12 protein-coding genes are annotated in these 13,223 nt (G+C 70.2%); 10 read left to right on the forward strand and 2 right to left on the reverse strand.

Translation table 11 applies throughout. The features are described from left to right. Positions 1-370: 370 nt before the first annotated feature. Complete coding sequence (locus BLV72_RS17955) at positions 371-694, forward strand: hypothetical protein (RefSeq protein WP_093463438.1); 324 nt, start codon at positions 371-373, stop codon at positions 692-694. Positions 695-1,443: 749 nt separating this feature from the next. On the opposite strand, the gene BLV72_RS17960 is transcribed toward BLV72_RS17955, so the two are convergent. After that, positions 1,444-1,956 (reverse strand): hypothetical protein, encoded by a 513-nt coding sequence (locus tag BLV72_RS17960; protein WP_093463440.1) that lies wholly within the window; start codon positions 1,954-1,956, stop codon positions 1,444-1,446. Between the two features lie 1,089 nt (positions 1,957-3,045). Here BLV72_RS17960 and BLV72_RS17970 point away from each other — a divergent pair. Next, positions 3,046-3,990, forward strand: coding sequence for a DUF5996 family protein (locus BLV72_RS17970; RefSeq protein WP_093463441.1), 945 nt, complete (start codon positions 3,046-3,048; stop codon positions 3,988-3,990). A 23-nt stretch (positions 3,991-4,013) separates the two neighbouring features. On the opposite strand, the gene BLV72_RS17975 is transcribed toward BLV72_RS17970, so the two are convergent. Continuing rightward, complete coding sequence (locus tag BLV72_RS17975) at positions 4,014-4,394, reverse strand: VOC family protein (protein ID WP_093463443.1); 381 nt, start codon at positions 4,392-4,394, stop codon at positions 4,014-4,016. 157 nt (positions 4,395-4,551) lie between these two features. On the opposite strand from BLV72_RS17975, the gene BLV72_RS17980 reads away from it, so the two are divergent. The 8 genes from BLV72_RS17980 (at position 4,552) to BLV72_RS18015 (ending at position 13,134) form a co-directional block, all read left to right on the forward strand. Further along, complete coding sequence (locus tag BLV72_RS17980; protein WP_093463444.1) at positions 4,552-4,842, forward strand: hypothetical protein; 291 nt, start codon at positions 4,552-4,554, stop codon at positions 4,840-4,842. A 385-nt stretch (positions 4,843-5,227) separates the two neighbouring features. Next, entirely contained in the window at positions 5,228-5,818 is a 591-nt protein-coding gene (locus tag BLV72_RS17985) for a DUF2617 family protein (RefSeq protein WP_014053793.1), read from the forward strand. A gap of 119 nt (positions 5,819-5,937) precedes the next feature. After that, a complete protein-coding gene (locus tag BLV72_RS17990; protein ID WP_093463446.1) occupies positions 5,938-7,533 on the forward strand; it encodes a polyamine aminopropyltransferase in 1,596 nt (531 codons plus the stop codon). Between the two features lie 233 nt (positions 7,534-7,766). Further along, complete coding sequence (locus BLV72_RS17995; protein WP_093463447.1) at positions 7,767-8,705, forward strand: SRPBCC domain-containing protein; 939 nt, start codon at positions 7,767-7,769, stop codon at positions 8,703-8,705. 25 nt (positions 8,706-8,730) lie between these two features. Further along, positions 8,731-9,546: an aldose epimerase family protein gene (locus BLV72_RS18000; RefSeq protein ID WP_093463448.1), complete on the forward strand. Its 816-nt coding sequence runs from the start codon at positions 8,731-8,733 to the stop codon at positions 9,544-9,546. A gap of 93 nt (positions 9,547-9,639) precedes the next feature. Continuing rightward, positions 9,640-10,185, forward strand: coding sequence for an orotate phosphoribosyltransferase (gene pyrE / locus BLV72_RS18005; protein ID WP_093463450.1), 546 nt, complete (start codon positions 9,640-9,642; stop codon positions 10,183-10,185). A gap of 176 nt (positions 10,186-10,361) precedes the next feature. Next, positions 10,362-11,384: a class II fructose-bisphosphate aldolase gene (gene fbaA, locus BLV72_RS18010; RefSeq protein ID WP_093463451.1), complete on the forward strand. Its 1,023-nt coding sequence runs from the start codon at positions 10,362-10,364 to the stop codon at positions 11,382-11,384. 112 nt (positions 11,385-11,496) lie between these two features. Beyond that, a complete protein-coding gene (locus BLV72_RS18015; RefSeq protein ID WP_093463453.1) occupies positions 11,497-13,134 on the forward strand; it encodes an MFS transporter in 1,638 nt (545 codons plus the stop codon). The last annotated feature ends 89 nt before the right edge of the window (positions 13,135-13,223 follow it).

Raw genomic sequence — 13,223 nt, forward strand, 5'->3', positions numbered from 1 at the left:
CCCCGCAGCACAGTTGGCAGACACAAGAGACCCCCGCGACCGATGCGAACGGCCCGGGGGCGTGGTCAACGCTGTGTAGGAGCGTCAACGTGCAAAACCATATCCCCCGATTCGTACGGTGGCTGTTGCGACCACTGCTGCCCGGCGCCGGTCGTCATCGCGCTGGCGGGACAAGCACTTCGGTGACCTGTGCGGACACGTCGACGCTACGCCTCCCGCGCGTACATCAAGTGCACCGGATGTCGGAACGTCCACTGCTGCGTGGTGAGGACGTGCGGCTTGTCCGGCCGTATCCGGTGACGCATGAGCGTCGGAAGGACGTGCCCCGTGTGGAACTGCTGTGCGCGCCGCACGGGATGGTGGTGGTCAGGTGAGTACACAACCACGATTGCTGCCGTGGCCCGGCCTTGCCGGGCAGCCGTGCTATCTGGTGTCGGACGCGGACGGTGAGGGGTACTTGTCGCGACTGGCTGACGAGATGGAAGCGATTCAGCTCCAGATGGGCGCTGAAATCATCGGTCACGCCCGTCTACTGCTCGGCGACCGGAAGGCGGACGTGCGAGAGCTCCGCTACCTCTCGGGCCGCCTGATCGAGGCGCTACAAGACGCGCTCCGGATCGCGGAGAGTCGCGGCAGGCGTCTTCCCATGTCCGACGACGACGGACCGGATCAATCGAGCGGGGCGCGCGAATGAGCACGAACCGGCGGTCCATCTCGGAGTGGAAGATCGAAGCTACCTCGGCGGGCCTGCGCGTACACCGAGAGGGAGACGATCGACTCACGGTGACACTTCGAATCACCCGCCTCGGAGAGCCTGTAGCTCTGGCGCCTCTTGTGCTGACGGTGGACGAGGCGGAGCAACTGCACGCGGGCCTGTGCTTCGCGCTTGGTCAAGAAGCCCCACCCGTGGGCGCCCCGAGTGTCGTAAGCCGATCCGCTACTCCGGCGGCCGACAGCGGTACTGAGGTCAGCTCGGGCATGACTCACGCAAACCCCAATGCCGGACTACCCCTCCACCTGGACACCGGGGTGGTCCGGCTGGGGATCGATCATGCCGCGGCCTAGCTGGGCGAGGCACTGAGGCTCGTCGGCGTGGAGACAGCCGGAATGCGGCTGCGTTTCCCCCGAACTCACCTTCCAATGCTCATGCGGTCGGCGGATCGACATTGGATCCCTAGCACCTCTCCGCCCACTGGTCGAGGAGTCCAGCAGTCATGTAGCCGCATTGTCGAACAAGCGCAATAAAGTCGCCAATTTCGTAATCGGGGAAATATTCTGCGATCATTCCAAAGAAGGGCCTGGAAAATTATCCATGAGACATGACTATGGCAGGCATTTATTGCAATGTCGAGAAAATAAGCTAAGGGTTGTCCCGTAATCACTGAGGAGCGCGCGCGTTGCCAGGCCGCGCCCCGGCGGGCTGGTCGGGCGCGAGTGGGCTGGTCAAGTGCCAAGGCTCTGGATGGTCGCTTCCACCAGCTGGTTCCCCTTGATGGCGTTCCACGAGGAGTAGGCCGAAAGCTGAGCGACCACCGCACCCAGCCACTCGGAATCACCGAGCCGGTCCAGCGCTTTCGCCTGGGTGAGCTGGCCGAACAGGGCCTTCAGCATGATGATGTGGCCGCCCGTATAGCGGCGCTTGTGATGCGTGTACCGCACACTCCACAGATCGTACGGATGGCGCACGATGCCGCGCAGGGAGCAGCCGTCGCGGCCCATGTCGGCACCGGGCCGAGAAGGGAGGCCGGGGGCGGCCTGCCACTTCCGGTAAGCGGCCCGCACGTTCAGCTCGACGAACCGGGACCACTGGACAGTGAGCTGGGGTGCCGCCTCCCCGTGCCGCCGGTGCTCCAGACCCTCGGTGGTGAGCACGACACACAGGCCGTCCTTCCGCATCGGGTCCCCGAGCACCCACCTGTCCCCCGTCAGCTCCAGAGGTCCCAAGAGCTGGGCCATGGCTTCTCCCCCATTCGCGCGCCGCTACGGACCAAGAACCTAACTGACGCACCCAGCGACCGGCGGCCGGAGGTGAGCCACCGATCGTGCGCAGCCCAATTGCGGCACAACCTTTAGGTGCAAGGAGGTACGACTAGATCGGCGGAGCAGCTTTGGGTCGAGTGATCATGGCCTCGTAAGCTTTGCGGTGCGTCGGGCAGTCTGCGGACCTGCCCGCTAAGGCACGACGTTGGGGCCATGATCTTCGAGGCTCGCCCCGAAGCGGCTGCCGAAAGCCGTGGAGCCGACCGTCCCAGCCACGAGTATCCCCTTCTCTAACGCTGGGCGGCTGATCGCTGTGCGCGCGGCATGGACGCCGGTCGGGGTGGAGCGGGGCGGAGACAGGGGCGCAGGGCCGGCGGGGCTGGGCGGCGTGCGGTGAGCGGAGCGAGTCGCCTTGAGTAAGTGAAGACAGATTTCGACAGTTCGCCGGTCGGGTTTATACGGTTCGTGGCTGGCCGGGGCTGTCGGTGGTGCTGCGGCAGGCGAGTTGGGCGTGGTTGGCGCTGGTGTGCGGAATTCTTCGAGGATCAGCGGCCGTTCATCCGTGCCGTGGGTGACACGGGTGGGTGTGGAGGGGCGTGGTCTCGTCGGGGATCTCCAGGGCGCTGCGTTCGTCGGGCAAGGCATACGGGCGCTGACGGTCTCGTGCCGGGTGTGCTTGTTCCCGGTGGCGGTGAGGATCGCGTAGATCTGTTCCGGCTCGGTGTCCGGAGCCTCGGCCAGCTGCTCGGCGACCTCGATGAGTCCTTCCGTGCGGAGTACGGTGATGGTCTTGCGGATGGTTGGTTTGGCTAACCATGTAGTGCTCGATGAGCTGGGTTTCTGAGGTGAGCGGGGCACCGGCTTGTACTCGTGTATAGCGATGCCGTTGCGGATGGCGACCTGCTGGTACAGCGCTCCAGGCGATGGATCTCTCCCATGCCGGGCTGTCGTCGACCTGTCGTCGTTTTCATCGGCGCGATACGCGGGTACCCGGCCGGGTCGGAATGTATGTAATGTGATCGATTGCGCGTTTTGCCGGAGTCGTGAGGCCCCGCGGGAGGCGAGATGGCCATGCGCGAGACACAGCAGGCGGGGGCCTGGCCGCGGCTTCGGCTGGAGGACTGGGCCGAGGCGCGGGACACGCTGCATATGTGGACCCAGATCGTCGGCAAGATCCGGCTGGATCATGCGCCACCGGCCAACCAGTGGTGGCAGGTGACCTTGTATGTCACCCCGCGCGGGCTGAGCACGTCCACGATTCCGTATCGGAGCGGGGCGTTCGATATCGAGTTCGACTTTGTTGATCAGCGGCTGGGGATTCGGGTCAGTGACGGGAGCCGGCGCGAGCTGGCGCTGGAGTCCAAACCGGTGTCCCAGTTCTACTCCGAGATCATGGGTGTGCTGGGAGACCTGGGCATCCAGACCCGGGTGTACCCGCGCCCGAACGAGGTGCCCGTGTCGATCCCCTTCCCGGAGGATCACCGGCACGCGGTGTACGACCCACACGCCACCCGGCTCTTCTGGGGTCAATTGCTGAGCGCACACCGGGTGTTCGGAGAATTCCGGTCGCATTTCGTCGGCAAGGCCAGCCCCGTGCACTTCTTCTGGGGAGCGATGGACCTGGCCGTCACCCGCTTCTCCGGCCGCACCGCACCGCCGCATCCCCCCGGCGGGGTGCCGAATCTGCCGGACCGGGTGACCCAGGAGGCGTACTCCGTCGAGCTCTCCAGCTGCGGCTTCTGGCCCGGCGGCGGCGAGGAGGGCGGCTTCTACTCCTACGCCTATCCCGAGCCCGCCGGTTTCGCCGACCAGCCGGTCCAGCCCGCGGTGGCCTCGTACCGGCGGGACGTCGGTGAGTTCGTGCTGCCCTACGAGACGGTCGCCACCGCGGCCGATCCGGACCGGATGCTGACCGAATTCCTGCACAGCACCTACGAGGCGGCCGCCGAACTGGCCGACTGGGATCGCGCGGTCCTGGAAGCCGACCCGCATCACTGGGAGCACCGCTAGCGGCACGCCCTGCCGCAGCAGTGTCAGGGCCAGACGTTGGCCTGTGCGCGGAAGGTCTCGGGGTCGGTCTCCAGGGGCAGTACGCACATCACATGGCCGCCGGGAACGCGGAGCACCCGGCACTCCTGCCACTGCGCGATCTGCTCAGCACCGAGGGCGAGCAGGCGCGCGGTTTCCGCCTCGACGTCGTCGGTCTCGAAGTCCAGGTGGATACGAGGCGCGTCGTCCACCGCCTGGACGGCGGTGACCAGCCCCGGTAGAGCCTCATGGAGCGTGGTGAACTGTGGCTCCGGCGCAAACGGCTCGGCGGTGACGCCGAGGGCCGCGGACCAGAAGGCGGTCGCCCGGGCGGCCTCGGCTTGGGGCGCGTCGATCAAAACGGCGTACACACGGCTCCTGTGCATGCACGGCAAATTACCCCGCTGAGCCCACGGCCAGTCGCGCCGCGCCGAACCTCTGGACTTCCTCAACTTCGCTTTCGACCCGGGTGAGGTCGGGCAGGGGAGACGACAGGTACGAAGCGGTACCTCGCTACGGGGGATGGGAAGGAGAGTGAGGACCATGGGTCCTGTTGTCATCTTGGTCGTGGTGGCGTTCACGTTCGCGGCGCTCGCCGCGCTGGGCGCCGGTCGGTCGAAGGGGAACAGCGGGCGGCGCAGGCGGTCCTGGAGCGCCGGGTCCGGCGGGGCGGCCGGTGGCAGCTGGTGGGCCGGTGGCGACGGCGGTGGTGGCCATCACGGGGGTGGCCACCACGGCGGCGGTGGCTGCGGCGGCGGAAGCGGCTGCGGTGGCGGCGGTGGCTGCGGTGGCGGCGGCGGTGGTGGCGGCGGTGGCTGCGGAGGGGGCGCCTGACCCCTGGCCACCACGCGTCCTTACGGTCGCCATGCCGCTCGTGCGGTCAGGGTGCCCTTACGGTCGCCACGCCGTCCTTATGGTCACGCCGTCCTTACGGTCGCTATGCCGTCCTTACGGCTGTGAAGCAATGAGCCCGCGCCCGGCGCGCCAACGTGCGCCGGGCGCGGGCTTGTTGAACACTTGACCTAGAAGGCGCCCTAGGGGGTGGAAACCCGGCGAAGATGGGTAAAAACGATGTGGCGCCCAGCATTTCATGATTCCGTATACCACCATCGACCTTACGGCCCCACGTGGGCACGAGCCGGCGTATGCGCATGCCCCTGGTTCACCGCGGGGCGAGTCGGCCCATCTTTTTTCCATTGCGTGCTTGCGGAGCCGATCCATGCTCACGACCCTCAAGACTGCCTACACCGATACCCGCGCCGCCGACCTCGCCTGGGGCCTGGGACGGGAACCGCTTCCCGCCCTCGCCGTGCTTGATCTTCAACTTCATGGTTTCGACGTTCAGTTGAGGCTCCTGGGAGCCTCGCATCAGGTCCTCCTCGAAGGGGAGGGCAGCCGTTGCTCGGAGACCGTGGCCTGTATGTCCGGCAACAGCACCGCGCTTCCGCTGGGGGTTTCCACGCTCGTCGACGGCCGCGAATACGAATTCGCGGCGCGCGTCGAGGAGTTGTCACAAGGTGCCTTCGCCGGGCGCGCGCAGGAGCTGCTCGCGCTGGTGGCCGACCACCCGCACGGGCTGGCCGGCACCTTTCCCGGCAGTCCGAACGCGTTCACCGCGCTGCTCGCGCAGTGGCACGAGGGCACGGTGGGCTGGCGGACCTGGCATGCCTACCCCCAGGAGGGGCGGTTGGTCACCACCCGCACCTGTGTGGGGGCCCGGGTGCCGGCCGCGCTCCGGCCGCCGGGCGCGGGCGGCCTCGAGATAGGTGGCCTGCCCGATGGGCGGTCGCCCCAAGTGCCGTGTGCCTAAAGGGTTCCAGTGCGTTCGCGAGGCCATCGATGCCCGATGCGTGAACGGCAATGCACTCGTGTGGGGGACGAGGCGTAAGCGATATGTAACGTAGCGTTCCCTTTGTGATCGATTCGCCGATGTCCGCCGTCTCGGATGTGCCGCCGTCGCCGGAGTCCGGCCCTCCGGCGCGGCTGCCCGTGAGGGCGACGCTCGGCCGCTTCCTCGTTCTCGGCGCCGTCTTCGTCTGCGCCGCCTGCGGTCTCGTCTACGAGCTCGAACTCGTCGCGCTGGCCGCGTACTTGGCGGGTGACTCGGTCACTCAGGCATCCGTGGTGCTGTCCGTGATGGTCTTCGCCATGGGCGTCGGCTCGCTGCTGGCCAAGCGGCTGCGCTGCCGGGCCGCCGTCGGCTTCGGCGCGGTCGAGGCGGTGCTCGCGCTCGTCGGCGGCTGCTCGGCGATGGCGCTGTACGCGTGCTTCGCATGGGGCGGTCACTCGCGCTCCGCGCTCGTCGGCTTCTCGTTCGCGATCGGGGTGCTCATCGGGGCCGAGGTGCCGCTGCTGATGACCCTCATCCAGCGGGTGCGCCGGCAGGACGCGGGCGGCGCCGTGGCCGATCTGTTCGCGGCGGACTATGTGGGCGCGCTGGTCGGCGGGCTCGCCTTTCCCTTTCTGCTGCTGCCCGCGTTCGGGCAGCTGACCGGCGCGCTGGTCACCGGCGCGGTCAACGCGGTCGCGGGCGGGGCGCTGGTGCTCTGGCTCTTCCGCCGCGACCTGAGCGTACGGGCGCGGTGGACGCTGATCGTCGCCAATGGGCTGGTGCTCGCCGCGCTGACCGCCGGTGCCGTGCTGACCCCCTCCTTCGAGCGGGCCGCCCGGCAGGCCGTCTACGGACCGGGGGTGCGGGTCGCGCTGCGCACCGGTGAGCAGGAGATCGTGCTCGTGGGCGGCGGGGCGAGCGGGCGGCCGCTGGCCCTCTTCGTCAACGGGCGGCTGCGGGTCAGCGGGCGCGACGAGGTCCGCTACCACGAGGCGCTGATCCATCCGGCGATGGCCGCCGGACCGCACGGCCGGGTCCTGGTGCTGGGCGGGGGCGACGGGCTCGCGGTGCGCGAGGTCCTGCGGTACCCGGGGGTCCGGTCGGTGACGGTCGTGGAGCGCGACGCGGAGGTGGTGCGGCTGGCCCGCCGCGATCCGGGCCTGTCCGCGCTCAATGGCGGCGCCTACCGCGATCCGCGGGTGCGGGCGGTGACGGCGGACGCCTTCGACTGGTTGCGCCGGTCCATGGCGTACGACGTGGTGGTCTGCGATCTGCCCGCCCCCGAGCTCACCCCGAGCACCAAGTACTACTCGCAGGAGTTCTACGGCCTGGCCGAGCGGGCGCTGGCGCCCGGCGGCCGGCTGGTGGTGCACGCCGGGCCGCTGCGGCCCGAGCCACGGGCGTTCTGGACGGTGGACGCGACGATGCGCTCGGTCGGGCTGCGGACCGCGCCCTACGTGATCGACACCCCGCGCCCGGGCCGTGGCTCCCCGCGTCCCGGCCGTGGCTCCCCGCACGACTGGGGCTTTGTGCTGGCGGCGCGCTCCCCGGTGGGGGTGCGGCTGGCCCCGCACGATCCGCGGCCGCGCTCGCTGACGGAGGAGGGGCTACGGGCGGCCCGCCGCGCTGCCGAGCGGCATCGGGAGGCGGGGCTGCCGCCCTCCACGTTGATGCGTCCGCGGTACGGGGAGTGAGACGCCCCGCACTGGGCCTCCGGGCCCGGCGCGAGTGCCCGTCCGTACGCCGGGGGCGTGCGTCGTCGGCGCGTGCCTGGTGGGGTGCGCGCCGTCAGCCGCGGCAGGCCCTCGCAGGGGGCAGGGCTGCGAGGCCAAGGCCGCCGTTAGCCAGTCCGTGGGCGGCGCGCCCGGTGCGGAAAGTTGACCGGGAACGGGTCTCAGGTAACGAGCGATGGGTAGTGTCTTGAGCTATGGAGCATGAGGTGTTCGTTCCGTTTCCCGTCGACACCGTCCGGCTGGCGCTCGCGGAGCCCGATCGCGTCGCACGTTGCGTTCCCGGGCTCCAGCGGGACGCCGATGAGGCCGCCGGGCCGCTCTCCGGTCGGCTGCGGCTGCGCATCGGCGGGTCCACCATCACCTACCGCGGCGTGCTGCGCGTCGGTCGGCGCGCCGATGCCTTCGAGATCGAGGGCGAGGGCACCGAGGCCCGCGGCAGCGGCTCGGTGAAGCTGGCGCTGACCGTGACGCCCAAGCCCGTCGAGGGCGGTACGCGGCTGATCTGCGCCGGGACGGTCCACAGCGAGGGGCGGCTGGCCGAGTTCGACGACGAGGCGTCCACGACCGTGGCCCGCCGCATGCTGGACCGGTTCGCCTCGGCGCTCACCGCCGGGCTGCAGAAGTCCCCGATCACCGCGGTCACCGAGGACGAGGCCCCCGGCAGGCCCACCGAGGGGCCCACTGACCAGGCCACTGAGGACGAGGCCACCGAGGACGAGGCCGGCGACGAGGCCACTGACGCAGGTAAGGGCGCCGCCGCGGAGGAGTCCGGGCTGCCGACCGAGGCCGAGCTTCCGCTCTCGGCCGACGACATGGACATCGACGACGTCGGCGACCTCGAGGACGTCGACGACGCGGACGCCGTCGAGGAGCCCGTCGGCTTCGGCGACCTCGCCGATCTCGACGACCTGGACGACGAGCCCCCGGCCGAGGCCGCCCACGCCCGCCGCACGATGATCGGCCGCTCGACGGAGGAGGTCGACCACGCCCCGCCGCGCGGTCGCTACGCCCCCGTCCCCGCGCCCGAGACCGTCTCCACCAGCGCCACCCTGCGCTGGGCCGCGCCCGCCGCGGCGGTGGTGATCGCCTCCGTCGTCGTCGTGGGCCGTCGCGTACTTCGCCGCCGCCGATGACCGTGTGCGCATAGGGTCGGTAGCTGTGACCACCGAAGAGACACCGGAGACCAAGGGCGTACGGCTGACCGCCGGGGACGCCGAGCTGACCGTCTCACCCGAGAACGGCTGCCGTATCGGTTCACTGCGCATCGGCGGTACGGAGCTGCTGCGACAGGGCCCGCGGTTCGGGGCGTTCCCGATGGTGCCGTGGTGCGGCCGGACCGGGCTGGGCCGGTTCCGCAACGGCGGGCAGACCCACCAACTGCCCATCAACTCCCCGCCGCACGCGATCCACGGGACCGGCCGGAACGTCGCCTGGAGCCCGGTCCGGACCGGCCAGTCCAGCGCGGCCTTCACCTACGACCTCGCCGACCCCTGGCCGTACGAGGGCCGGGTCACCCAGACCTTCGAGCTCTCCCCGGACAGCGCGACCGTCACCATGAGCGTGGAGACCGAGGGCGATTCCTTCCCGGCGCAGGCGGGTTGGCATCCGTGGTTCCTGCGGAACCTGGGCGACGGCGGCGCCGATGCCGAGATCGCCTTCGACGCCGCATGGCAGGAGGAGCGCGGGGAGGACCACCTCCCCACCGGCCGCCGGATCGCGCCGAAGCCCGGCCCCTGGGACGACTGCTTCGGCATGCCGCAGGGGGTGGACGTCACGCTCACCTGGCCCGGCCAACTCGAGCTGAAGGTCACCAGCCGCACGGAGTGGGTGGTCGTCTACGACGAGCAGGCGGAGGCGGTGTGCGTCGAACCGCAGTCCGGTCCGCCCAACGGCCTCAACCTCTTGCCGCGCCTGGTCACCCCCATCGATCCGCTGGAGCTCTCCATGACCTGGAGCTGGCGCACGCTGGCCTGAGGGAGTGGAGCGCTTGGCCTGGCGGCGAGCGGGGCGGCTCGGCCTGAGGGAACGGAGTGCCTTGAGGGGTTCCGAGGGCCACCGCCTAAGCTCATGCGCATGAGCGATGCGCGTGACGCCCTGCTGCAGCAGATCAAGGACAAGGCCGTGGTCCACGGCAAGGTGACCCTCTCCTCCGGGCGTGAGGCCGACTACTACATCGACCTGCGCCGGATCACCCTGGACGCCGAGGCCGCGCCGCTGGTCGGGCAGGTCATGCTCGAGGCCACGGCCGATCTGGAGTACGACGCGGTGGGCGGTCTGACGCTGGGCGCCGACCCGGTGGCCACGTCCATGCTGCACGCGGCCGCCGCGCGCGGCCGTCGGCTCGACGCCTTCGTGGTCCGCAAGGCCCAGAAGACGCACGGGATGCAGCGGCGGATCGAGGGCCCGGACATCGCGGGCCGCCGGGTGCTGGTGGTCGAGGACACCTCCACCACCGGCGGTTCGCCGCTGACCGCGGTGGAGGCGGCGCGCGAGGCGGGTGCCGAGGTCGTCGCGGTCGCGACGATCGTCGAGCGCGGCGCCGCTCCGGCGATCGCGGACGCCGGGCTGCCGTACCTCCCGGCGTACTCGCTTGCCGACCTCGAGCTGAGCTGAATCGTGGCGGGTGGGGCGGTCGGACGTTTCACGTGAAACCACCCACCCCCGTCCGTGTGGTCTCCGCGTGCGCCGTGTGGAGCAATCGACGGAGTCTGGGATTATGGCCCCGACGATGACGTCGCCCCTAGGTCAGGGCCGAGTACGACTAACCCGCACATACAAGGAGCGGTCAGATGCCCATCGCATCCCCTGAGATCTACAACGAGATGCTCGACCGGGCGAAGGCAGGCAAGTTCGCCTACCCCGCGATCAACGTGACCTCGACGCAGACTCTGCACGCCGCCCTCCGCGGCTTCGCCGAGGCGGAGAGCGACGGCATCGTCCAGATCTCCACCGGCGGTGCCGAGTTCCTGGGTGGCCAGTACAGCAAGGACATGGTGACCGGTGCCGTCGGTCTCGCCGAGTTCGCGCATGTCGTCGCCGAGAAGTACCCGGTGAACATCGCCCTCCACACCGACCACTGCCCGAAGGACAAGCTGGACGGCTATGTCCGTCCGCTGCTCAAGATCTCCCAGGAGCGCGTCGCCAACGGTCAGAACCCGCTGTTCCAGTCCCACATGTGGGACGGCTCCGCCGAGACGCTCGACGACAACCTCCGCATCGCGCGGGAGCTGCTCGCCGAGGCGGTCAAGGCGAAGATCATCCTCGAGGTCGAGATCACCCCGACCGGTGGCGAGGAGGACGGCGTCACCCACGAGATCAACGACAAGCTGTACACGACGGTCGACGACGCCCTGCGCACCGCCGAGGCCATCGGCCTGGGCGACAAGGGCCGCTACCTGCTGGCCGCCTCGTTCGGCAACGTCCACGGCGTCTACAAGCCGGGCAATGTGGTCCTCCGCCCGGAGCTGCTGCGTGAGCTCCAGGACGGTGTCGCCGCGAAGTACGGCAAGCAGGACCCGTTCTTCTTCGTCTTCCACGGCGGCTCCGGCTCCACGGAGGAGGAGATCCGCACCGCGCTGGAGAACGGTGTGGTGAAGATGAACCTCGACACGGACACCCAGTACGCCTTCACCCGCCCGATCGCGGACCACATGTTCCGCAACTACGACGGGGTGCTGAAGGTCGACGGCGAGGTCGGCAACAAGAAGCAGTACGACCCGCGGAGCTGGGGCAAGCTGGCCGAGAAGGGGATGTCAGAGCGGGTCACCGCGGCCTGTTCGCACCTTCGGTCCACGGGGACGAAGCTGAAGTAGTTCGTTCTCCGGCTCGCTCTCACGGGCCCGGCGCTCGCCTTGCGGCGAGTCGCCGGGCCCGTTTGCGTTCCGGGGCTGGCCCTGCCGGGCCGCCCCGAGGCATGATCCAGGTATGGCAGGTGTGCGGCTCTCCGTGCCGGCCGGGCGGTGGCTGGTGTTCACCACCGTGCTGGGCTCCGCCATGGCCCTGCTCGACAGCACCGTCGTCAATGTCGCCCTGCCGCGCATCGGGCTCGACCTGGGTGCCGATCTCCCCGTACTGCAGTGGACCGTCAACGCCTACATGCTCACCCTCGCCGGGCTGATCCTGCTCGGCGGGGCACTCGGGGACCGGTTCGGGCGGCGGCGGGTGTTCGTCACCGGGGTGGTGTGGTTCTCGCTGGCCTCACTGGCGTGCGGACTGGCGCCGAACGCCGGGGTGCTCATCGCCGCGCGGGCGCTGCAGGGCATCGGCGGGGCGCTGCTCACCCCCGGGTCGCTCGCGCTGATCCAGTCGGTGATCCACCACGACGACCGGGCGCGGGCGATCGGGCTGTGGTCCGGCTTCGGCGGCGTCGGGGCGGCGATCGGGCCGTTCCTCGGCGGCTGGCTGGTGGACGGGCCCGGCTGGCGCTGGGTGTTCTTCATCAATGTGCCGCTGGCCGCGGTGTGTGTGCCGGTCGCTTTGCGCCATGTACCGGAGACCAGCAATCCACGGGCGCACGGCCGGTTCGACGTCCTCGGTGCCCTGCTGGGGGCGGCGGCCCTCGGCCTGATCACCTATGCGCTGATCGCCGCGCCGCAGAAGGGCGCCTCGCCCGCCGTGGTGGTCCCGGCCGTCGCCGGGCTGGCGCTGGGGGTGGTCTTCGTCCTCGTGGAGCGCAGGCGGCGCGAGCCGATGCTGCCGCTCTCCATCTTCTCCTCCCACCAGTTCAGCGCCGTCAACGCGGTGACCCTGTGCGTCTACGCGGCCTTCGGCGGCTTCTTCTTCCTCTCGGTGCTCGACCTTCAGGTGGTCGTGGGCTACTCCGCGCTCGCCGCCGGTACCGCGCTGCTGCCCACGACCACGCTGATGCTGCTGCTGTCGGCCCGTTCGGGAGAGCTGGGCAAGCGCATCGGCCCGCGGATCCCGCTGACCGTGGGCCCGCTGCTGTGCGCGGCGGGGATGCTGCTGATGACCCGCGCCGGGGTGGGGGCGGTCTACTGGCGGGACATCCTGCCCGCGCTGCTGGTGCTGGGCATGGGCATGGTGGTGGTGGTCGCCCCGCTCACCGCGACCGTCCTGGCCTCGGTGGACGTGGCCCGCGCGGGTCTGGCCAGCGGCGTCAACAACGCGGCGGCCCGTGCGGCGGGCCTGATCGCGGTGGCGGCGCTGCCGCTGCTCGCGGGGATGGGCCCGGAGGCATACCGGTCGGCGGACGCGTTCGGGGACACCTTCCGGCGGGCGATGCCGATCTGTGCCGGGGTGCTGGTGCTGGGGGCGATCCTCGCCTGGTACACGGTGCGCTCGGACGCCCTGGAGCAGGTGGGCGAGGAGGTGGGGGCGGAGGCCGCGGCGGGCGCGCCGGCGGGGGCCGAGGCCGCGGCGCGCACGGAGCGAGGCGAGGCCGCCGTGCCGGCGGAACGTGCCGAGGGCGCCGTACGGCCGGAGGGGCTGCTGTGCCGCCCTGAGTGCGCGTACCACTGCGGTGTGGCGGCGCCGCCCCTGGACCCGGGCGACCTGTCAGCGCCACCGCCCCTGGACCCGGACGAGCGACGCTCCGGGACCTGACCCACGCCCTCTTCACCCTTCTCCGCGCCGGACGCGCCCCTGGACGTGCCCCTCGATCTGCGGACCACGTGGCTTGAGCGTGTCGGGTG

Origin of the sequence: Streptomyces melanosporofaciens (genome assembly GCF_900105695.1) — a bacterium.
In the GTDB taxonomy this organism is placed as follows: domain Bacteria; phylum Actinomycetota; class Actinomycetes; order Streptomycetales; family Streptomycetaceae; genus Streptomyces; species Streptomyces antimycoticus.

Coding starts and splice junctions, on each gene's coding strand:
- BLV72_RS17960 (WP_093463440.1), bottom strand. CDS start 1,956: ATGGCCCAGCTCTTGGGACCTCTGGAGCTGACGGGGGACAGGTGGGTG.
- BLV72_RS17970 (WP_093463441.1), top strand. CDS start 3,046: ATGGCCATGCGCGAGACACAGCAGGCGGGGGCCTGGCCGCGGCTTCGG.
- BLV72_RS17975 (WP_093463443.1), bottom strand. CDS start 4,394: ATGCACAGGAGCCGTGTGTACGCCGTTTTGATCGACGCGCCCCAAGCC.
- BLV72_RS17980 (WP_093463444.1), top strand. CDS start 4,552: ATGGGTCCTGTTGTCATCTTGGTCGTGGTGGCGTTCACGTTCGCGGCG.
- BLV72_RS17985 (WP_014053793.1), top strand. CDS start 5,228: ATGCTCACGACCCTCAAGACTGCCTACACCGATACCCGCGCCGCCGAC.
- BLV72_RS17990 (WP_093463446.1), top strand. CDS start 5,938: ATGTCCGCCGTCTCGGATGTGCCGCCGTCGCCGGAGTCCGGCCCTCCG.
- BLV72_RS17995 (WP_093463447.1), top strand. CDS start 7,767: ATGGAGCATGAGGTGTTCGTTCCGTTTCCCGTCGACACCGTCCGGCTG.
- pyrE (WP_093463450.1), top strand. CDS start 9,640: ATGCGCATGAGCGATGCGCGTGACGCCCTGCTGCAGCAGATCAAGGAC.
- fbaA (WP_093463451.1), top strand. CDS start 10,362: ATGCCCATCGCATCCCCTGAGATCTACAACGAGATGCTCGACCGGGCG.
- BLV72_RS18015 (WP_093463453.1), top strand. CDS start 11,497: ATGGCAGGTGTGCGGCTCTCCGTGCCGGCCGGGCGGTGGCTGGTGTTC.